The sequence below is a fragment of the Cellulomonas wangleii genome, assembly GCF_018388445.1.
In the GTDB taxonomy this organism is placed as follows: domain Bacteria; phylum Actinomycetota; class Actinomycetes; order Actinomycetales; family Cellulomonadaceae; genus Cellulomonas; species Cellulomonas wangleii.
Map to the genome: position 1 here is coordinate 2,872,069 of NZ_CP074405.1, position 19,528 is coordinate 2,891,596.

At 73.7% G+C, this 19,528-nt stretch carries 20 protein-coding genes and 1 pseudogene; 6 read left to right on the forward strand and 15 right to left on the reverse strand.

Annotated elements, in window-relative coordinates; translation table 11 throughout:
• Positions 1 to 96: 96 nt before the first annotated feature.
• The 3 genes from KG103_RS13135 (at position 97) to KG103_RS13145 (ending at position 3,122) form a co-directional block, all read left to right on the forward strand.
• Entirely contained in the window at positions 97 to 1,578 is a 1,482-nt protein-coding gene (locus KG103_RS13135; protein ID WP_207339019.1) for a CdiA C-terminal domain-containing protein, read from the forward strand.
• Positions 1,579 to 1,627: 49 nt separating this feature from the next.
• Complete coding sequence (locus tag KG103_RS13140) at positions 1,628 to 2,071, forward strand: SitI3 family protein (RefSeq protein ID WP_207339020.1); 444 nt, start codon at positions 1,628 to 1,630, stop codon at positions 2,069 to 2,071.
• 64 nt (positions 2,072 to 2,135) lie between these two features.
• On the forward strand, positions 2,136 to 3,122 hold the full coding sequence (locus KG103_RS13145; RefSeq protein WP_207339021.1) for an LLM class F420-dependent oxidoreductase: 987 nt from the start codon (positions 2,136 to 2,138) through the stop codon (positions 3,120 to 3,122).
• A gap of 146 nt (positions 3,123 to 3,268) precedes the next feature.
• Here the strand turns inward: KG103_RS13145 and KG103_RS13150 are convergent, their stop codons facing one another.
• Positions 3,269 to 3,625: a holo-ACP synthase gene (locus KG103_RS13150; RefSeq protein ID WP_207339022.1), complete on the reverse strand. Its 357-nt coding sequence runs from the start codon at positions 3,623 to 3,625 to the stop codon at positions 3,269 to 3,271.
• A 28-nt stretch (positions 3,626 to 3,653) separates the two neighbouring features.
• Entirely contained in the window at positions 3,654 to 5,510 is a 1,857-nt protein-coding gene (gene glmS / locus KG103_RS13155; protein WP_207339023.1) for a glutamine--fructose-6-phosphate transaminase (isomerizing), read from the reverse strand.
• 67 nt (positions 5,511 to 5,577) lie between these two features.
• On the opposite strand from glmS, the gene coaA reads away from it, so the two are divergent.
• A complete protein-coding gene (gene coaA / locus KG103_RS13160; RefSeq protein WP_207339024.1) occupies positions 5,578 to 6,543 on the forward strand; it encodes a type I pantothenate kinase in 966 nt (321 codons plus the stop codon).
• 19 nt (positions 6,544 to 6,562) lie between these two features.
• Here coaA and KG103_RS13165 read toward each other — a convergent pair whose 3' ends face one another.
• From KG103_RS13165 to KG103_RS13200, 8 genes are all read right to left on the reverse strand, one after another.
• The gene (locus KG103_RS13165; RefSeq protein ID WP_207339025.1) at positions 6,563 to 7,108 is read right to left on the reverse strand and encodes a hypothetical protein; all 546 of its coding nucleotides are present in this window, start codon (positions 7,106 to 7,108) and stop codon (positions 6,563 to 6,565) included.
• Positions 7,109 to 7,323: 215 nt separating this feature from the next.
• Entirely contained in the window at positions 7,324 to 8,037 is a 714-nt protein-coding gene (locus KG103_RS13170; protein WP_207339026.1) for a DedA family protein, read from the reverse strand.
• A gap of 93 nt (positions 8,038 to 8,130) precedes the next feature.
• Positions 8,131 to 8,925, reverse strand: coding sequence for a glutamine amidotransferase (locus KG103_RS13175; RefSeq protein WP_207339027.1), 795 nt, complete (start codon positions 8,923 to 8,925; stop codon positions 8,131 to 8,133).
• Positions 8,922 to 9,617, reverse strand: a complete 696-nt coding sequence (locus KG103_RS13180; protein ID WP_207339849.1) for a peptide deformylase — start codon at positions 9,615 to 9,617, stop codon at positions 8,922 to 8,924. The genes KG103_RS13175 and KG103_RS13180 overlap by 4 nt, the downstream gene beginning before the upstream one ends.
• Before the next feature lie 31 nt (positions 9,618 to 9,648).
• Positions 9,649 to 10,995 carry a phosphoglucosamine mutase gene (glmM, locus tag KG103_RS13185; protein WP_207339028.1) on the reverse strand — a complete coding sequence of 449 codons (1,347 nt, stop codon included), beginning with the start codon at positions 10,993 to 10,995 and terminating at the stop codon, positions 9,649 to 9,651.
• Positions 10,996 to 11,170: 175 nt separating this feature from the next.
• Positions 11,171 to 11,659, reverse strand: a complete 489-nt coding sequence (gene rpsI / locus KG103_RS13190; protein ID WP_207339029.1) for a 30S ribosomal protein S9 — start codon at positions 11,657 to 11,659, stop codon at positions 11,171 to 11,173.
• Positions 11,660 to 11,702: 43 nt separating this feature from the next.
• Positions 11,703 to 12,146, reverse strand: coding sequence for a 50S ribosomal protein L13 (gene rplM / locus KG103_RS13195; protein WP_207339030.1), 444 nt, complete (start codon positions 12,144 to 12,146; stop codon positions 11,703 to 11,705).
• 270 nt (positions 12,147 to 12,416) lie between these two features.
• Positions 12,417 to 14,093, reverse strand: a complete 1,677-nt coding sequence (locus tag KG103_RS13200; RefSeq protein WP_207339031.1) for an ATP-binding cassette domain-containing protein — start codon at positions 14,091 to 14,093, stop codon at positions 12,417 to 12,419.
• A gap of 104 nt (positions 14,094 to 14,197) precedes the next feature.
• Here KG103_RS13200 and KG103_RS13205 point away from each other — a divergent pair, with 104 nt between their 5' ends.
• Positions 14,198 to 14,656, forward strand: coding sequence for a DUF5709 domain-containing protein (locus tag KG103_RS13205; RefSeq protein WP_207339032.1), 459 nt, complete (start codon positions 14,198 to 14,200; stop codon positions 14,654 to 14,656).
• A 9-nt stretch (positions 14,657 to 14,665) separates the two neighbouring features.
• Here KG103_RS13205 and truA read toward each other — a convergent pair whose 3' ends face one another.
• Positions 14,666 to 15,586 carry a tRNA pseudouridine(38-40) synthase TruA gene (gene truA, locus KG103_RS13210; RefSeq protein ID WP_207339033.1) on the reverse strand — a complete coding sequence of 307 codons (921 nt, stop codon included), beginning with the start codon at positions 15,584 to 15,586 and terminating at the stop codon, positions 14,666 to 14,668.
• A 34-nt stretch (positions 15,587 to 15,620) separates the two neighbouring features.
• Between truA and KG103_RS18890 the strand changes: the two genes are divergently transcribed.
• Positions 15,621 to 16,394, forward strand: coding sequence for an ROK family protein (locus KG103_RS18890; RefSeq protein WP_207800116.1), 774 nt, complete (start codon positions 15,621 to 15,623; stop codon positions 16,392 to 16,394).
• Between the two features lie 105 nt (positions 16,395 to 16,499).
• On the opposite strand, the pseudogene KG103_RS18895 reads toward KG103_RS18890, so the two are convergent.
• From KG103_RS18895 to rpsK, 4 genes and pseudogenes are all read right to left on the reverse strand, one after another.
• A pseudogene (locus KG103_RS18895) lies at positions 16,500 to 17,117 on the reverse strand (alpha/beta fold hydrolase); the annotation flags it as partial.
• 118 nt (positions 17,118 to 17,235) lie between these two features.
• Positions 17,236 to 17,760: a 50S ribosomal protein L17 gene (gene rplQ / locus KG103_RS13220; protein WP_207339035.1), complete on the reverse strand. Its 525-nt coding sequence runs from the start codon at positions 17,758 to 17,760 to the stop codon at positions 17,236 to 17,238.
• A gap of 80 nt (positions 17,761 to 17,840) precedes the next feature.
• A complete protein-coding gene (locus KG103_RS13225; RefSeq protein WP_089798456.1) occupies positions 17,841 to 18,854 on the reverse strand; it encodes a DNA-directed RNA polymerase subunit alpha in 1,014 nt (337 codons plus the stop codon).
• Between the two features lie 213 nt (positions 18,855 to 19,067).
• On the reverse strand, positions 19,068 to 19,469 hold the full coding sequence (gene rpsK, locus KG103_RS13230; RefSeq protein WP_046528973.1) for a 30S ribosomal protein S11: 402 nt from the start codon (positions 19,467 to 19,469) through the stop codon (positions 19,068 to 19,070).
• Between the last annotated feature and the right edge of the window lie 59 nt (positions 19,470 to 19,528).

A 19,528-nucleotide genomic window follows, 5' to 3' on the forward strand; every position in this document is an offset into this window, starting at 1 on the left:
CTGCCCACCGGACACCGGCTTCCGCGCGTCGCCACGGACCGGTACTTTCCGGACCGACGGGCTCTCGGGGCGGCAGTCACACGGCGGGGAAGGTGCGTGACGGTGCGCGTGGTGGAGATCAGCGCGGACGCGGTCGCGGGTGTGCGCTCGGACGTCGCGGCGGTGCGGGAGTCGCTGGACGCGGACTGGGGGTCGCTGCGGTCACGGGCGCTGGCACTCGGAGTGCGCACCTCGGGGTTCGACGACGTGCTGGGCGCCGGTGACCGCCTCGGCACCCACGTGCTGCCCGTGGTCGACCGGCACCTGGACCGGGCCCGGGCGCTGGAGCAGCTGCGGTACGGGACGACCGGCCGCCCGCTGCCCGTGCTCGACGTGGACCCCGCACCCCTCGCCGTGCCGTTCACCTCCTCCCCCATCGGTGACGGCGGCACGACCCTGACCTGGGCGGCCACCTCCTCGGCCGAGGTCGCCGCCGACCAGCGGCAGACCGAGGAGTCCCGCGGCATCGGCGACTGGTTCTCCGACCGGTGGGACGACGTGTCCGACGCGGTCGACGACGGCACCGACTGGGTCCCCGACACCGCCGGCGAGGCCTGGGAGGCGGTCACCGAGGCCGGTGCGGCCGTCGGGGACTGGTGGGAGCGCACCACCGCCGACCTCGGCACGTGGATCGACACCCACCTGACAGGGGTCCGCGAGTTCATCGGCCGGCACGTGGCGGTCTTCCGGTTCCTGGCCGACGCCCTGCGGATCGTCGGGTGGATCCTCGTCGTCGTCGGGGTCGTGCTGTCCGTCGCGCTGGCGATCATCGGCGCCATGGGCGGCACCGCCGCCGGCGCGGTCTTCGGGTTCGGCGTCGGCGCTGTGCCGGGCGGTGCGGCCGGCGCGGTCGCGGGGCTCTCCTTCGGTCTGAAGGTCCTCGGCGTCGGGTTCACCCTTGTCGCCGTCGGGGACTTCCTCGACGTGGCTGCCGACTGGGGCGAGGGCAAGATCGCCGGGCAGGACCTCGTCAAGCTCGGGTCGCTGGAGCTCGGGCTGGCCCTGACGTCCCTCATCGGCGTCGGGGTCGTCGGGAAGATCCTGCAGAAGGCCGTGAAGCACATGCCCGCGTCGTGGCGGCGGCGGATCCTGGATCTGGTCCACAGTGACCCCACGCTGCCGTCCCGCGCGCCCGACCCCGAAGCCGTCCCCGGCGGGCGCCCCACCCGGATCAAGCCCCGCGACGACCCGCCGACACGCCGGAGCCTCGAACGCGAGAACGACAGTGCGAGGACCCTGGCCCGGGAGGGGTACGACGTGGTGCAGAACCCCGTGGTGCCGGGACGGAAGAAGCCGGACTACCTGATCGAGGGACGCGTCTTCGACGCACTGTCCCCCTCCACCCCCACGGCCCGCAACGTCCGGTCCGCCATCGACAAGAAGATCCAGTCCGGTCAGACGTCGCGCATCGTCCTCAACCTGGACGACACTGTCGTGACCCGCGCCCAGGTCATCGCTGCCTTGCGCGCGGAGCCGGTGGAGGGGCTACGGGAGGTGCTCGTCGTCGAGGACGGTGCCGTCAGCCACCTACGCTTCTGACCGCCCGTCCACGTCCAGGCCCGGCGCCGTACCCGTCCGAAGGGGATCCGTGTTCATCTACTCGCTCGCCTTGCGCACCAGCCGGACGTCGGAGGACGTGGACGCCGCGCTGCAGGACGGCCTCGCTGCCCGAGGGCGCGGGCCGGACGACGATTCCCTGACGGGTCACGCCCAGCCCGTGACCAGTCCGTCGTTGCAGGCCACACTCGACGAGGCGCTCGGTGAGCACGTCGACGTCGAGGTGAGCCTCTGGCTCGACCCAAAGTCCGACGGGTACGAACAGGCCCGGCAGGACCTCGCCGTGGTGTCCGCGGTCGTCGCGGCACGGACCGCGCAGGCCGCGTGCCTGGTCTTCCAGTACGAGCTCGTGCTGATGCGGTTCTCCGGCGGCCGACTGACGCTGCACGACTGGTACCCGGAGTGGCAGGACCCGGAGGTCGTCGCGGCCCTGCCGGTGCCCTTCGACCGCACGGACGACCCCGGGCTCCTCTGAGCAGCGGCGGCACACGCTTGCCGCTGCGAGGCCGTGAGGGGCGCGCGCGGGTAGCGTGCGTCCCATGCGCTTCGGACTCTTCATCCCCCAGGGCTGGCGGCAGGACCTCACGGGCATCGACGCCCGCGACCACTGGAAGGTCATGCACGGCCTGGCCCGGTGGGCCGACGACGGCGACGTCTTCGAGTCCATCTGGGTCTACGACCACTTCCACGCGGTCCCCGAGCCCAACGGCGAGGCGACCCACGAGGCCTGGAGCCTCATCAACGCGTTCGCGGCCTCCACCTCGCGCGTCCGGCTCGGCCAGATGTGCACGTGCATGGGGTACCGCAACCCGGCCTACCTGGCCAAGGTGGCCACGACGGCCGACGTGATCTCGGGCGGCCGGGTCGAGATGGGCATCGGCGCCGGCTGGTACGAGCACGAGTGGCTGGCCTACGGGTACGGGTTCCCGTCCGCCGGCACCCGCATCGCGATGCTCGACGAGGGCGTCCAGATCTTCAAGCAGATGTGGACCAACGGCACCGCGACCCTGCACGGCGAGCACTACCAGGTGGACGGCGCCCAGCTCTCGCCCCTGCCGCTGCAGGTGGACGGGCCGCCGCTGTGGATCGCCGGGGGCGGGGAGAAGAAGACGCTGCGCATCGCCGCCGAGCACGCGCAGTACACCAACTTCGACGGATCGCCCGCGGGCTTCGCCCACAAGTCGCAGGTGCTGCGCGACCACTGCGACGCGATCGGCCGCAACTTCGACGAGATCACGCGCTCGGCCAACTACAACGTCGTCATCGGCGCGACGGAGGCCGAGGTCGACGACCGCATCGCGTGGATCGAGGAGCACTACGCGAACACGGTGCCCGCGAAGGCCCCCTCGGTCGCCGAGGAGTTCCGCAACGGCCCGCTCGTCGGCACGCCGGACCAGATCGTCGAGAAGCTGCGCGAGCTGCAGGGCCTGGGCATGACGTACGCGATCTGCTACTTCGCCGAGGCGGCCTACGACCGCTCCGGCATCGAGCTGTTCGCACGCGAGGTCGCCCCGCGCCTGCGCTGAGCGCCGTACCGGGTCGCCCCTTCCCCGCGGGGAGGGGGCGACCCGTCGCTCTGCCCGCCCTGCGCCCGGTCGGTCCCGCCCGCACGCAGCGCGAGCGCGGCCCGGTCAGGGCGGCGGGCGCACACGGTCGCGCGTCCGGCGGGTGGTCAGGCGTCGCGCTCGGCGACGACGACGGCCGACGCGATGCCCGCGTCGTGCGAGATCGACAGGTGGAACCGGTCGACCCCCAGCTCCTGGGCGCGTGCCAGGACGGTGCCGACGACCTCGACGACCGGCTGCGCGCCCGCGACGCGCCGCACCGTCGCGTCCTGCCACCTCATGCCCGGCGGTGCGCCCAGGGCCTTCGCGATCGCCTCCTTGGCCGCGAACCGGGCGGCCAGCGACGTGTCGGGCAGGTCGCGCTCGTCCGGCGTGAACAGCCGGGCACGCAGCGCCGGGACCCGCTCGATCGTCGCCATGAACCGCGCGACGTCGACCACGTCGATGCCGACGCCGACGATCACCCGGCACCCCCGGCACCCTGGGCGGGCGTCACTCGACCGTGACGGACTTCGCCAGGTTGCGCGGCTGGTCCACGTCGAGGCCCTTGGCGTGCGCCAGCTCGGAGGCGAACACCTGCAGCGGGACGACCGCCAGCAGCGGCGCCAGCAGGGTCGAGCTCTGCGGCACGGAGAACACCTCGTCGGCGTACGGCACGACCGCCTCGTCCCCGTCCTCCGCGACCACCAGGGTGCGGGCGCCGCGGGCCCGGATCTCCTGGATGTTGGAGACGACCTTGGAGTGCAGCGAGTTGCGCCCGCGCGGTGAGGGGACCACGACGAAGACCGGCTGCCCGGGCTCGATCAGCGCGATCGGGCCGTGCTTCAGCTCGCCCGCGGCGAACCCCTCGGCGTGGATGTAGGCCAGCTCCTTGAGCTTGAGCGCACCCTCCAGCGCCACCGGGTAGCCGACGTGCCGGCCGAGGAACAGGACCGACTGCGTGTCGGCCATCCACCGGGCGATCTCCCGGACCCGGTCCGAGCGGTCGAGCACCTGCTGGATCTTGTCCGGCATCTCCCGCAGCTCGGCGAGCGTGGCCGCGACCTCGTCGGGGAACTTGTTGCCGCGCAGCTGGGCGAGGTACAGGCCGAGCAGGTAGGCGGCGGTGATCTGGGCGAGGAAGGCCTTGGTCGACGCGACCGCGATCTCGGGCCCGGCGTGGGTGTACAGCACCGCGTCGGCCTCGCGCGGGATGGTCGACCCGTGCGTGTTGACGATGGCGAGCGTCGTGGCGCCCTGCTCCTTGGCGTGCCGCAGCGCCATGAGCGTGTCCATGGTCTCGCCGGACTGGGAGATCGCCACGACGAGCGTCCGCTCGTCGACCACCGGGTCGCGGTACCGGAACTCGTGCGCCAGCTCGACCTCGACCGGGATGCGGCACCAGTGCTCGATGGCGTACTTGGCCACGTGCCCCGCGTAGGCGGCCGTGCCGCACGCGACCACGACGATCTTGTCGACCGAGCGCAGCACCGTCTCGTCGATCCGCATCTCGTCGAGGACCAGGCGACCGGCCAGGTCCAGTCGGCCGAGCAGCGTGTCGGAGACGGCCTGCGGCTGGTCGTGGATCTCCTTGTCCATGAAGGACCGGAAGCCGCCCTTCTCGGCGGCGCTGATGTCCCAGTCCACGGTGTAGGGCGTGGCCTGCACGGGACTGCCGTCGAGGTCGGTCACGGTCACGGACGTCGGCGTGATGGTCACGACCTGGTCCTGCCCGAGCTCCAGGGCCCGCCGCGTCGAGCCGATGAACGCCGCGACGTCCGACCCGAGGAAGTTCTCGCCGTCACCGAGCCCGACGACCAGCGGCGAGTCGTGACGGGCGCCGACGACCGTGTCGGGGAGGTCGGCGTGCACGGCCAGCAGGGTGAACGTGCCCTCGAGACGCCGTGCCACGGAGGCGAGGGCCGCCGTGAGGTCCTTGCTCGCGTCGTAGGCACGCGACACCAGGTGCGCGACGACCTCCGTGTCGGTCTCCGACAGGAACTCCACACCCTCGGCGAGCAGCTCGGCCTTGAGGACGGCGTAGTTCTCCACGATGCCGTTGTGGATGAGGGCGAGGCGGCCGGCCACGTGCGGGTGCGCGTTGACGTCGGTCGGGCCGCCGTGGGTGGCCCAGCGGGTGTGGCCGATCGCCGCGGTCGCCGGGGGCAGCGGGCGCGCGTCGAGCTCCTCGACGAGGTTGGCGAGCTTGCCCGCCTTCTTCGCGACCGCGAGCTCGCCGCCAGGGACGACCAGCGCCACACCCGCCGAGTCGTAGCCCCGGTACTCCAGCCGTCGGAGCCCTTCCAGCGACACGTCCAACGGCCGCCCGCTCGGACCGGCGCTGCCCACGTACCCGACGATTCCGCACATGCGCCCGATCCTAACGGGCCAACCTCCGCCCGACGGCCTCGCGCGGCGCGACGGCACAACACCCGTCATGGGGAACAATCGTCAGGTGCCGTCCCTGGTCCCCGCCACCCCGTACGTCGACCTCGACCGTGCTGCCTGGACCCGGTTGTCGGCCTCGACGCCCCTGCCGTTCACCGACGACGACGTCGAGCGCCTGCGTGGTCTGGGCGACCCGATCGACCTGGCCGAGGTCGACGCGATCTACCGGCCCCTGTCACGTCTGCTCGACCTGTACATCCAGGCGACCCGCGGTCTGCACCACGCGACGAGCACGTTCCTGCGGGAGGACGTCGGTCGCACGCCCTTCGTCATCGGCGTGGCCGGCTCGGTGGCCGTGGGCAAGTCGACGACCGCACGGCTCCTGCGCGAGCTGATCGCCCGGTGGCCCGCCACCCCGCGGGTGGAGCTGGTGACGACCGACGGGTTCCTCCACCCGAACGCCGAGCTCGAGCGCCGTGGGCTGCTGCAGCGCAAGGGGTTCCCGGAGTCGTACGACCGCCGGGCCCTGCTGCGCTTCGTGTCGAAGGTGAAGGCGGGACGCCCCGAGGTCACCGTCCCGGTGTACGACCACCTGACCTACGACATCGTGCCCGGTGCGCACGTCGTGGTGCGCCAGCCGGACGTCCTCATCGTCGAGGGCCTCAACGTCCTGCAGCCCGCCCGCCCGACGCTCGAGGGCACCTCCAACCTGGCGCTGAGCGACTTCTTCGACTTCTCCATCTACGTCGACGCCCGCACGTCCGACGTCAAGCAGTGGTACATCGACCGCTTCCTCTCGCTGCGCGCCACGGCGTTCGCGCGGCCCGAGTCGTACTTCCACCGCTACGCGTCGCTGTCCGACGACGAGGCGGTGGCGCGCGCCGAGAGCATCTGGGACAGCATCAACGCGCCCAACCTCGAGGAGAACATCCTGCCGACCCGCAGCCGGGCCACGCTGGTCCTGACCAAGGGGCCGGACCACGCCGTCCAGCGGGTGCGGCTGCGCAAGATCTGACGTCCGCGGCGCGGGCCGGTCAAGGGGCGGAGGCGGCGACCGGCTGCGCGAGCGCGACCGGGTGCTCGGTGCGGTCGAGCACGTCGAGGGCGTCGAGCGCCTCGGCGGTCGCGGCACCCTCGCAGGCCGCGTCGGCGGGGAGCAGCACGGCCGCCCCCATCGCGTCGACCAGCCAGACCTGGGGGACGACGGCGGTGCCGCACTCCCCCGGGGCCGCGCGGGTCACGAGGTCGACGAGGGGGTCGAGGTCGCCCTCGAGCCGGGTGGCGGTGACGGCCCACCACCGGCCCGCCGAGTCGCGCAGCGTCTCGCCGCGGTCGCACACGAGCGCGGTGTCCGCCACGAAGTCCGCGGGCGGCAGGCCGCGGGCGGCCGGGGCCGGCGCGTCGGCCGCACGTGACGCGTCGAGCTCGAGGCCCAGGGCCTCGAGCACCCCGGCGTCCAGACAGCTGGCGTCGGTGCGGACCTCGGCCGTGGCCGCGTCGGGAGCCGCGGGCGCGGGGCCGGCGCAGCCGCCGAGCGCGAGGGCGACGGCTACCGCCGCGCCTCGTCCCGCTGCTCGCACCCTCGTACTCCCGCCTGGTCGCCGACCCCGGACGCACGACGGACGACCCCCGGGTGGTGGCCGGGGGCCTCGCGTGCGCGGGGAGGCCGACGTCGACGTCGTCCTGGTCCTACGGTAGGTCGCCCGACGCGGCCCTGCGCGGTCACCCGGACGGTCGATACCGGATCGTTGTCACACCGACACCTCCGCGAGGTCATTGTGACCTCGACCACGAGTCATGCGGCCGTGTCCTCGCTGCGGTGCGCGGCCACGTCGGTGCGGACCCCACCGTGACCGGCCGGGTCCCCCGACGGTGACGGCTCCCCGTCCTCACCGGTCGACGCCGCCGGGACCGCCGGGGTGTCGATCCCCAGCCACCGCCGCAGCACCTGGTCGACTGCCAGGCCGATGAGGAACCCGCCGACCACCCCGGTGGCGACGCCGACCAGCGGAGAGTGCCCCAGCACCACACCGGTGCCGATCCCGATCAGCGTCGAGTAGAGCGCCCACGTCACCGCGGCGATCGCGGTGAGCAGGACGAACCGGCGGCGGCGGAACCCGAGGGCACCGGCGGTCATGTTGACCGCGACCCGGCCGACGGGGATGTAGCGGGCGGCGATGATGAACGCCGCCCCGCGCTCGCGCAGCGCGTGCTCGGCCCAGTCGAGGACGCGCTGGCCGCGCCGGCCGCGGAACAGGCGCAGCCGGCGGACGGGGACCCGCGTGCCGACCTGGTAGGCGAGCTGGTCACCCGTGAACGCGCCGAGCGCCGCGACCACCACGACCGCCCACAGCACGGGACTCCCCGTCGAGGTGGACAGCGACGAGAGCGCGATCACGACCGACTCGCTGGGGATCGGAGGGAAGATGCCGTCGACGGTGGCGAACACGAACAACGCCGCGAAGACCCCCGGCGACGCCGCCATCTCCAGCACCCACTGCTCGAGCACGTGCTCTCCCCTCGTCGTGCCCACCCCCCGACGAGGCCGACACGACCACGCTAGGCGCCGGTCCGCGGCCCGTACATGGGGGCACCCCCCGAATCAACCCCGAGCGACCCCGATCCCGTTCCCGGGGATGACGGTGCGGGAGCGCCCGTGGTCCCGTGGACGGACGTGTCGTTCGACGAACGCCCGCAGCACCGGCGGCACGGTGTGCACACCGCTGCGGCGCGCGGCGGCGACCACGTCCTCGGCCTCCTCGGGGTCGAAGTACCCGTCGAACCGGTAGGCGTCGACGCGGGTCTCGAGCCCGGCGACGTCCAGCTCGGGATGGAACTGGGTGGCGTAGACGTTGCGGCCCACCCGGAAGGCCTGGACCGGCGCGCCGGCCGACGTCGCGAGCAGCACGGCGTGCGGCGGCAGCACGCTCAGCGACTCCTTGTGCCCCACGAACGCCTGGAACGTGGCCGGTCCTGCCCCCAGGACAGGGTCCGCCACGCCCTGCGCGGTGAGCTCCACGGTGACCGCACCGACCGGCTCCGCGTGCTGCCCGTCGACCACGCCGCCCTGGTGACGCCCGAGGGTGCCGATGCCGTAGCAGGCCCCGAGGAACGGCACGTCCGCCGGGACCACCGCGTCGAGCAGCCGCGCGAGGTCAGCCTCGACCCGGCGCTGCACGGCGGACTTGGTGGGCTCCGGGTCGCTGACGCAGAACGGCCCGCCACCCAGCACGATGCCGGACCAGTCGTCCAGGTCGACGTCGCGCAGCGGCGCCGCCTCCAGACGGACCCGCCGCATGGTCGACTCGTCGAGGCCGGTGCACCGCAGCACGGCCGCGTACTCGTCGTCCGCGGGCCCGTCCTCGGGACGCACGCCCAGGAACAGGAACGGCTTCATGGCGACTCCTCCCCGGCACCGCCTCGTGCCGTGCCCGGCAGCTCGAAGCCCAGCGCCCGCGCGGCCGCGCGCGGGACGGGCTCCGCACCCCAGTGTGCGCCCCAGGCGTCCGTCGCGGACAGCGAGCGGGTCAGGGCCCGGTCGACGTAGAGCGTCCCCCGCAGGTGGTCGGTCTCGTGCTGGACGATCCGCGCGGGCCAGCCCGTGAGCACCTCGTCGAGGTGCGCGCCGGTCTCGTCGAGCCCCGTGAGGTGCACGGCGCGGGGCCGCGGGACCACCGCCTGGTAGCCGACGACGCTCAGGCAGCCCTCGTAGAAGGCCGCGACGTCGTCGCCCGCGGGCACGTACGACGGGTTGACGAGCACCCGGTACGGCAGCTGCGGGCGCTCCCGCACGCGCGCCACGTCGTCGTCGCCCGCCCCGGGGTCCTCGACGACCGCGAGCGCGAGCGGCAGGCCGATCTGCGGCGCGGCCAGCCCGACGCCCGGCGCCGCCCGCATCGTGCGGCGCATGAGCGCCAGCAGGTCCGTCAGCTCGGCCGCGTCGACCTGCCCGTCGTAGGGGACCGTCGACGCCCGCAGCACGGGGTGACCCGCCTGCACGATCGGGGCGACGGCGTCCGGTCCCGCGGCGTGCGCCGCGTCGAGCGTGCGCAGCACCAGGTCCCGCACGACCCCGTCCCGTCCGTCCACCACGGTCGGCCCCTTCCGTCGTGCCGCTGCGTCAGAGCGCCAGACGTGTGCGGACCACGTCGGCCAGCTCGTGCGCGATGCGCTCCGCCTCGTCCTGCGTCCCCGCCTCCACCATGACCCGCACCAGCGGCTCGGTGCCCGACGGGCGCAGCAGCACCCGCCCCGAGTCGCCGAGCGACTTCTCCGCGTGGGCGACGGCGTCGACGAGCACGGGGTCGTCGGTGCGCGCGCGGTCCACACCGGGCACGTTGACGAGGATCTGTGGCAGGCGCCGCACGATCGCCGCGAGGTCCGCCAGGGGACGGCCGGTCTCGACGACGCGCGCGGCGAGCTGCAGCGCCGTGAGCAGGCCGTCACCGGTCGTGGCGTGCGCGGCCAGGATGATGTGACCGGACTGCTCCCCGCCCAGGCCGTAGCCGCCGGCACGCATGGCCTCGAGGACGTACCGGTCGCCCACGCCGGTCTCGACGGTCGCGATGCCCGCCGCCCGCATGGCGATCCGCAGCCCCAGGTTGCTCATCACGGTCGTCACGAGGGTGCCGTGCGGCAGCGCGCCGCGCTCGTGCAGCGCGACGGCGAGGACGCCCATGATCTGGTCCCCGTCGACGAGCACACCCTGTGCGTCGACCGCGAGGCAGCGGTCGGCGTCGCCGTCGAGCGCGACACCCAGGTCGGCGTGCGCGGCGACGACGGCGGCCTGCAGCTGCTCGGGGTGCGTCGACCCGCACGCCTCGTTGATGTTGCGACCGTCCGGCGAGGCGTTGATGACGACGACGTCCGCACCCGCGTCCCGCAGCGCGGCAGGCCCGACCTCGCTGGCCGCGCCGTTGGCGCAGTCGACGACGATCCGCAGACCCTCCAGCCGCGTGCCGACGGTCGTGACGAGGTGGTCGACGTACTCGCGACCCGCCTGGCCGTTGTCGATGCGGATCCGTCCGACGTCGGCCCCCGTGGGCCGGTCCCACGCCTCGCCCATGCGTGCCTCGATGGCCGCCTCGACGTCGTCGTCGAGCTTCTGGCCGCCCCGGGCGAGGAACTTGATGCCGTTGTCCGGCATCGGGTTGTGCGACGCCGAGAGCACGACGCCCAGGTCGACGCCCCGGGCCGCGGTCAGGTAGGCCACGGCGGGGGTGGGCAGCACGCCCACGTCGTCCACGTCGACCCCGGCCGACGCGAGGCCGGCGGAGACGGCCGCCGAGAGGAACTCCCCCGACGCCCGCGGGTCGCGTCCCACCACGGCACGTGGCCGGTGCCCGGCGAACGCTCCCCGGGTGGCGAGCACGTGCGCGGCGGCCACGGACGCGTCGAGCGCGACCTCCGCCGTGACATCGCGGTTCGCCAGACCACGCACCCCGTCGGTACCGAACAGACGACCCATCACCTGACTCCTTCGCGTGCCGGTCGGCGGCCCCCCCGAGGGGTCCCGCGCCCGACGTCCTGACTGATCCGTCCGCGGCGCCGCACGCTGCGCGCCGGTGCTGCCCTGCTTCCCGACATGCCGATGGCCTCGGCGGTCTGTCGACCGCCGAGGCCATCGGGCCGAGGCGCTGGGGTCAGCGCTTCGAGTACTGCGGCGCCTTGCGGGCCTTCTTCAGACCCGCCTTCTTGCGCTCGACCACACGCGCGTCACGCGTGAGGAAGCCGGCCTTCTTCAGGGCCGGGCGGTTGTTCTCCTCGTCGATGGCGTTCAGCGCCCGGGCGATGCCCAGACGCAGGGCGCCGGCCTGGCCGGAGACGCCACCACCGGTGATGCGCGCGACGACGTCGAAACGACCCTCGACGTCCACGAGCTTCAGCGGGGAGTTGACGAGCTGCTGGTGCACCTTGTTGGGGAAGTACTCCTCGAGCGCACGGCCGTTGATCTTCCACTGGCCGGTGCCGGGCACCAGACGGACGCGGGCGACAGCCTCCTTGCGGCGGCCGAGCGCCTGGCCCGGTGCCGTGAGGGACTGTCCGCGGCCGGTGGGCGCAGCGGTCTCGGAGGTGTAGCTGGTGGGCGTGTCGTCGCCCTCGTACTCGGTCTCGACGGTGGTCTGAGCCACGGGATCCTCGCGTTCTAGTTTCTCTGCCGCAGCAGCCGGGGGCTTACTGCGCCACCTGGGTCAGCTCGAACGGCTTCGGCTGCTGGGCCGCGTGCGGGTGCTCCGCACCGCGGTAGACCTTGAGCTTGCTGAGCTGTCCACGACCGAGGGTCGTGTGGGGCAGCATGCCGCGGACGGCCTTCTCGATCGCCCGCTCGGGGTGCTTCTCGAGGAGCTCGGCGTAACGGGTCGCCCGCAGGCCACCCGGGTAGCCGGAGTGGCGGTACGCGAGCTTGGTCTCACGCTTGTTGCCGGTCAGCGCGACCTTCTCCGCGTTGATGACGATGACGAAGTCACCGCCGTCGACGTGGGGGGCGAAGGTCGCCTTGTGCTTGCCGCGCAGCAGCGTGGCCACGTGGCTGGCCAGGCGGCCGAGCACGACGTCGGTCGCGTCGATGACGTACCAGTTCCGCTCGACGTCGCCGGGCTTCGGGGTGTACGTGCGCACGGGGTGCCTCTGTCTCGTGATACGTGTCGTGGCCGGGCGCGCAGGGCGACCGGCCGAGGATGGCTGCCGGAGCATCCCGCCCGGCGAGTGGGATCGCACCAGGACGGCCATCGGCACCCGGTGGTGAGAAGCCACCGGTGCGCGACAGGGGACGCACAACGACACAACAGACTACGGCACGGTCCACCCAGGGCCAAACCGGCGTCCGCTGGGCTCCCTGGAGGCGCCCCGGAACCGCCCCGGAGCACGCCCGGGACGACGCCCACGCCCTCAGCGCACCCGCTGCACGCGTCCCGCGTCCCACACGGGCTCCGGCGTCTCGACGACCGAGCCGTCGGCCCCGAACACGAGGAAGCGGTCGAACGTGCGCGTGAACCACCGGTCGTGCGTCACCGCCAGGACCGTGCCCTCGAACGCCGCCAGCCCCGCCTCGAGCGCCTCGGCCGAGTGCAGGTCCAGGTTGTCCGTCGGCTCGTCGAGCAGCAGCAGGGTCGCACCACCGAGCTCCAGGAGCAGGATCTGCAGCCGCGCCTGCTGCCCGCCCGACAGCGTCTCGTAGCGCTGCTCGGCCGCGTCGACGAGCTCGTAGCGGTCCAGCGCACGGCTCGCCGCCTCACGGCCCAGCCCGACGCGGTGCCCGTCGCCGCGGTGCAGGACCTCCAGCAGCGTCCGGCCGACGAGCTCGGGGTGCGCGTGGTTCTGCGCGAACCAGCCCGGCCGCACCCGTGAACCGAGCACGACGCTCCCGGTGTGCGCGACGGGTGCGACCGGCACGTCGCCGGCAGGGGCGTGCTCGGGGTCGCTGCCACCGGCCGCGAGCAGCCGCAGGAAGTGGGACTTGCCCGACCCGTTGGAGCCCAGCACCGCGACCCGCTCGCCGTACCAGACCTCCAGGTCGAACGGCTTCATGAGCCCGCTGAGCTCGAGACCCCGCGCGACCACTGCCCGCTTGGCGGTCCGTCCGCCGCGCAGCCGGACCGCGACGTGCTGCTCGCGCGCGACGACGGCCGGCGGACCGGCCTCCTCGAACTTGCGCAGCCGCGTCTGCGCCGCGTGGTAGCGGGACGCCATGCCGTCGTTGAACGTCGACCTCAGCTTGAGCGAGGCCACGAGCTCGCGGAGCTGGACGCGCTCCTCCTCCCAGCGCCGCAGCAGCTCCTCGTGCCGGGCCCGGCGGTCGGCGCGGGCCTGCGCGTACGACGCGAACCCTCCCCCGTGCACCCACACCCGCGCACCGCCCGGCGTCGGCTCGAGCGTGGCCACGTGCGTGGCGACCCGCGCGAGCAGCTCACGGTCGTGGCTGACGAACAGCACGGTGCGCCCGCTCGTCACGAGCCGGTCCTCCAGCCAGCGCTTGGTCGGCACGTCGAGCGCGTTGTCCGGCTCGTCGAGCACCAGCACCTCGTCCGGCCCTCGCAGCAGCGCCTCGAGCACGAGCCGCTTCTGCTCCCCGCCCGACAGCGTCCGCACGTCCCGGTGCTGGGCGCGCTCGAACGGCAGCGACAGCACCGCGTCGGTCACGCGGTCCCAGCCCACCTCGGCCTCGTACCCGCCGACGTCGGCCCAGTCCGCCAGCGCCTGGGCGTAGCGCATCTGCGTCGGCTCGTCGTCGCGCTCCATCATCGCCAGCTCCGCGGCCGTCAGCTCGGCCGCGGCAGCCGCCACCGCCGCCGGCGCCAGCCCCGCCAGCAGGTCGCGGACGCTGCGGTCGTCGTCGATCCGGCCCACCTCCTGCCGCATGACGCCCAGGCCGCCGCTGCGCTGCACCGAGCCCGTGTGCGCCGTGGCCTGCCCCGTGACGACGCGCAGCAGCGTGGACTTGCCGACGCCGTTGGGTCCGACCAGGGCCGTGCGGGAGCCCTCACCGACCCGGAAGGTCACGTCGTGCAGCAGGCGCCGCCCGTCGGGGAGCGTCCAGCCGACACCACCGACGTCGAGATGACCCATGCGCGTCAGTCTCCCGGGAGGACCGCCACGGCAGGAAGCGCAATGTGCAGCGCACGGGCGCCGTCCTGTGGCGGGCGGTGCTGACCGGTGCTTGGGTCGGGGGCATGAGCGAGGACACCCCAGCCACCAGCACCGACCCGGCTCTCGGCTCCGAGGGCGACAGCAACCAGCTGCCCGGCGAGGACACGTTGGTCGAGCGCGGCGTCGAGGACCCCCTGGACGAGGGCGTCGCCCCGCCCGAGCGCCCCCGCCCCGCGTCCGCCCACTTCGGCGAGACCGCCTGGGAGGAGGCGCGCGGCGAGACCCTCGACCAGCGCGTCGCGCAGGAGGAGCCCGAGGTGTGGGAGGTGGACCCGGTCGCGCCGGCCAACCGCGAGGAGCTGCGCGCCGGTCGCCTGGTCGAGGACGACGACGCGGTGGACGCCGGCGGCACGGACGGGTTCGCCGTCGACGTGGGCGTCTCCGGCGGCGCCGCCTCGGCCGAGGAGGCAGCGGTGCACGTGATCGAGGAGGAGTACGTCATCGAGACGGTCGACGACGACCTCCGGGACGACGTGCGCTGACACGACGTCTCAGCCGCAGCACCCCGACACGGGACGCACGCCGTCCACGTCGTCCGCTGCGCGCCGCGCACGCGTCTGCGCGGCGCGCAGCGCGAGCTCGTCGTCCGACGGGTAGGCGACGTGCTCCAGCGTCAGGCCGTGCGGCGCGACCACGGTCGCACCGCCCTCCCGGCGGCGGCCGTCCAGCAGCTCGCGGGGCCAGGTCACCGGGCGCCGCCCCTCCCCCACGGCGAGGCTCGCGCCGACCAGCGCCCGGACCATGGAGTGGCAGAAGGCGTCGGCCTGCACGTCGGCCACGACCAGGCCGGCGTCCGGGCCGTCCGCGGGGCGCGACCACGCGAAGCGCTCGAGCGTGCGGATGGTCGTGGCGTCGGGCCGCGGCTTGCAGTACGCGGCGAAGTCGTGCCGCCCGACCAGCGTCCGCGCCGCCGCGTCCATCGCCGCGACGTCCAGCGGGCGGCGGTGCCAGAGCACCCAGCCGCGACGCAGCGGGTCCCGCAGGGCGTCCGCGTCGCACACGCGGTACGCGTAGCGGCGGCGCAGCGCCGAGAAGCGCGCGTCGAAGCCCGCGGGCGCCCGCGTCACCGCGTGCACGACGAGGTCCGCCGGCAGCACGCCCGCCAGGCGCGTCGTCAGGGCGTCGACGTCCGCCCGGTCCGAGCGCCCGCGCGCCGCGGCCAGGGCGCCGGCCACGACGTCGACGTGCGCGACCTGGCCGCGGGCGTGCACCCCGGCGTCGGTCCGCCCGGCGACGGTCACGCGCGGCGGCGCCTCCCCGCGCGGTCCGCTGCGCAGGACGGTCGCCAGGGCGTCCTCGAGCACCCCCTGCACCGTGCGGAGCCCGGGCTGGCGCGCCCAGCCCGCGAACCCGGCGCCGTCGTACGCCAGGTCCAGACGCAGCCGCACGGGGGGTTCGTCGACGCCGGTCACGGGCCCACCGTAACCGGCGGGCTACCGTGGCACGGTGACCCGGGGCCCCGAGCCGTACACGCTCGCCGTCGACTGCGGCGGCAGCGGCATCAAGGCGTCGGTGCTCGACGCCGCCGGCACCCTGCACGTGCCCGCGGTCCGGGTCCCGACGCCCTACCCGCTGCCCCCGGACCGGCTGGCCGACACGATCCGCGACATCGCCGCCGGGCTGCCGACGGCCCAGCGGGCGACCGTCGGGGTGCCCGGGATGATCCGGCACGGCGTCGTCGTGGCCACACCGCACTACGTGACGCGCTCGGGCCCCCGGTCCGCGGTGCTGCCCGAGCTGCTCGCGGCGTGGTCGGGCTGCGACGTCCAGGCGCTGCTCACGCAGCGGCTCGGCATCCCCACGCTCGTGCTGAACGACGCCGAGGTGCACGGTGCCGGCGTCGTGTCCGGGACCGGGCTGGAGCTGGTGCTCACGCTCGGCACGGGCCTGGGGTCCGCGCTGTTCGACGGCGGGCGCCTGGCACCACACCTGGAGCTGTCGCACGCGCCCGTCCGGTGGGGCACCACGTACGACGCATACATCGGCGAGCACGAGCGCGCGCGCCTGGGCGACGCGCTGTGGTCACGCCGGGTCCGCAAGGTCGTCGAGGGCTTCCGGCCGGTCTTCCGCTGGGACCGGGTCTACCTCGGCGGCGGCAACGCCCGCCGCGTGACGGCCGCGACGCTCGACAGGCTCGGCGACGACCTCGTCGTCGTGCCGAACCAGGCGGGCATCGTCGGCGGGGTGCGTGCCTGGGAGCTCGCCGGGCGGGACGGCTGAACGACGGGCCGCGAGGTCGTCGAGGACATCCAGCAGCACGCGCGTGAACCGGACCGGGCGCACGAGGCTCACGAGGTGGGTCGCCCCCGGCACGATCACCAGGTGACCGTCCCGGCACGCCGCGAGGAACCGGCGCTCGTCACCGCGGAAGTGGTCGTACCGGCCGTTGACCAGCCAGACGGGCGCCTGCACGGCGGCCAGGTCGGCGACGGGTGAGGCGTCACGCATGGCCCGCATGACGTCCCCGACGACGCCGAGCGCGAACCCACCCGCCCCGACGTCGGCCGCGCTCGTCGGCGGCATGGTGCGGTTGACCAGCGCCTGGTTGATGGCTGCACCGTGGTCGGGCAGCCGCGCGAAGAAGGCGTCCGCGGCCAGCCCCCACGCCCGTACCGCGGCCGGGCGCGGCACCGAGCAGCAGGCTGCCGCGACCAGCCCCGCGACCTGCTCGGGGTGCCGTGCCGCGTAGGCGATGGCGGTGTACCCGCCGAGCGAGAGCCCGACGACCAGGGCACGACCACCCACGGCGCTCACGGCGTCCCGGACGACCGCCACCGCCCCGTCGAGCGTGAACCGCTCGTCGAGCCGGTCCCCGTGGCCCGGCAGGTCCACCGCGACGACGACGTGCCCGGCGCGAGACAGCGCGTCATGCTGCGCGCGCCACATGGTGCGGGACGCCCGCATGCCGTGCACGAGGACCACCGGGGGCGCGGATGCCGCCATGCTGCGAGGTTACTGCGCGGGCCGGGGCCGCTCCCGCCGGCCGGTGCGGGTGCTCCGCGGGACGCAGCAGGGCCCGGGCACCGTGAGGTGCCCGGGCCCTGCCGGCGGTGCGGGTGCGTCAGGCCTTGTCGGCGGGGGCGTCCTCGACGGGAGCGTCCTCGACCGGGGCGTCCTCGACCGGGGCGTCCTCGACGGGCGCGTCCTCGACCGGCTTCTCGGCCTTCTTGGGCGCGGCCTTCTCGGTGGCCTTGGTGGCCTCCTTGACGACGGCCTGCTTGGGCGACAGCGGCTCGAGGACGAGCTCGATGACGGCCATGGGGGCGTTGTCGCCCTTGCGCGGGCCGATCTTGGTGATGCGCGTGTAGCCGCCCTGGCGGTCGGCCACGGCGGGCGCGATCTCCGTGAACAGCGTGTGCACGACGCTCTTGTCCCGCACGACGGTCAGCACGCGACGACGCGAGTGCAGGTCGCCGCGCTTGGCGAACGTGATGAGCCGCTCGGCGAGCGGGCGCAGCCGCTTGGCCTTCGTCTCGGTCGTGGTGATCCGCTTGTGCTCGAACAGGGCCGTCGCGAGGTTCGCGAGGATCAGCCGCTCGTGCGCCGGGCTACCACCGAGCCGGGGACCCTTGGTGGGCGTGGGCATGGTCTCTACTCCTTGAGTTCCAGGTGAGGGCGACGTCCCCGGGTCCGGCGCGTCAGCGCGCGGGCCCGGGACCACTCACGTCAGTACTGCTCGTCCTCGACGAAGTCGGTCTCGTCGTCCCCGTAGTAGCCACCGGCGGCCGAGGGGTCGAAGTCCAGCGGGCTGTCCTTGAGCGTCAGGCCCAGCTCGGCGAGCTTCTCCTTGACCTCGGTGATCGACTTCGCACCGAAGTTGCGGATGTCCAGCAGGTCCGCCTCGGACCGAGCCACGAGCTCACCCACGGAGTGGATGCCCTCGCGCTTGAGGCAGTTGTACGACCGGATGGTCAGCTGGAGGTCCTCGATCGGCAGCGCCAGGTCGGCGGCGAGGGCGGCGTCGGTCGGCGACGGGCCGATCTCGATGCCCTCCGCCTCGACGTTGAGCTCACGCGCCAGGCCGAACAGCTCGACCAGCGTGCGGCCGGCCGACGCGAGCGCGTCGCGCGGGCTGATCGCCGGCTTGGTCTCGACGTCGACGATGAGCTTGTCGAAGTCGGTGCGCTGCTCGACACGGGTCGCCTCGACCTTGTAGGTCACCTTGAGCACCGGCGAGTAGATCGAGTCGACCGGGATGCGGCCGATCTCGGCGTCGAACGACTTGTTCTGGTTCGCCGACACGTAGCCGCGGCCGCGCTCGACGGTCAGCTCGATCTCGAGCTTGCCCTTCTCGTTCAGCGTGGCCAGGTGCAGGTCGGGGTTGTGGACCTCGACACCGGCCGGCGGCACGATGTCCGCCGCGGAGACCTCGCCCGCACCCTGCTTGCGCAGGTACATCACGACCGGCTCGTCGTTCTCCGAGGAGACGACGAGGTTCTTGATGTTGAGGATGATCTCGGTGACGTCCTCCTTGACACCCGGGATCGTCGAGAACTCGTGCAGCACGCCGTCGATCCGGATGGACGTGACGGCGGCGCCCGGGATGGACGACAGGAGGGTCCGGCGCAGGGAGTTGCCGAGGGTGTAGCCGAAGCCGGGCTCGAGAGGCTCGATGGAGAACCGCGAGCGGTGCTCCGAGATGACCTCTTCGGTCAGGGTGGGGCGCTGTGCGATCAGCACGGTGTGATTCCTCTCCGCGAGCGTCCGCCATATGACGCTGTCGCAGGTACTGCATGCCTGGACGTGCCTCGGTCTGCAGGTCCGGGCGAGAGTGCGGGTGCGATCCGCCGCCTCACGCGGGCCGGCACCCCGGCGGGGTGACGGCCGACGAGCGCGGCGGACACGCGAGGGCCGGGACCGGCACCGTGAGGCACCGTCCCGGCCGTACGCGGGTCAGACGCGGCGACGCTTGGGCGGACGGCAGCCGTTGTGGGCCTGCGGCGTCACGTCCTGGATCGAGCCGACCTCAAGGCCGGCCGCCGTCAGCGAGCGGATCGCCGTCTCGCGGCCCGAGCCGGGGCCCTTGACGAAGACGTCGACCTTGCGCATGCCGTGCTCCTGGGCGCGACGCGCGGCTGCCTCGGCGGCGAGCTGCGCGGCGAACGGGGTCGACTTGCGCGAGCCCTTGAAGCCCACCTGGCCGGACGAGGCCCAGGCGATCACGGCACCCGAGGGGTCCGTGATGGAGACGATGGTGTTGTTGAACGTGCTCTTGATGTGCGCCTGGCCGTGGGAGACGTTCTTCTTCTCCTTGCGGCGCGGCTTGCGCACGGCGGTGCGGGACTTGGGAGGCATCTCTTCTTCTCTCGAGGTCTACGGGTCGGTGGGCCGACGGGCGGGCGGTCAGCGACTGG

Bases quoted from the DNA above. Each gene is read 5' to 3' on its own strand.
- glmM (WP_207339028.1), bottom strand. From the start codon at position 10,995: ATGGGTCGTCTGTTCGGTACCGACGGGGTGCGTGGTCTGGCGAACCGC.
- KG103_RS13205 (WP_207339032.1), top strand. From the start codon at position 14,198: ATGAGCGAGGACACCCCAGCCACCAGCACCGACCCGGCTCTCGGCTCC.
- rplQ (WP_207339035.1), bottom strand. From the start codon at position 17,760: ATGCCCACGCCCACCAAGGGTCCCCGGCTCGGTGGTAGCCCGGCGCAC.
- KG103_RS13200 (WP_207339031.1), bottom strand. From the start codon at position 14,093: ATGGGTCATCTCGACGTCGGTGGTGTCGGCTGGACGCTCCCCGACGGG.
- rpsK (WP_046528973.1), bottom strand. From the start codon at position 19,469: ATGCCTCCCAAGTCCCGCACCGCCGTGCGCAAGCCGCGCCGCAAGGAG.
- KG103_RS13175 (WP_207339027.1), bottom strand. From the start codon at position 8,925: ATGAAGCCGTTCCTGTTCCTGGGCGTGCGTCCCGAGGACGGGCCCGCG.
- glmS (WP_207339023.1), bottom strand. From the start codon at position 5,510: ATGTGCGGAATCGTCGGGTACGTGGGCAGCGCCGGTCCGAGCGGGCGG.
- coaA (WP_207339024.1), top strand. From the start codon at position 5,578: ATGGGGAACAATCGTCAGGTGCCGTCCCTGGTCCCCGCCACCCCGTAC.
- KG103_RS13145 (WP_207339021.1), top strand. From the start codon at position 2,136: ATGCGCTTCGGACTCTTCATCCCCCAGGGCTGGCGGCAGGACCTCACG.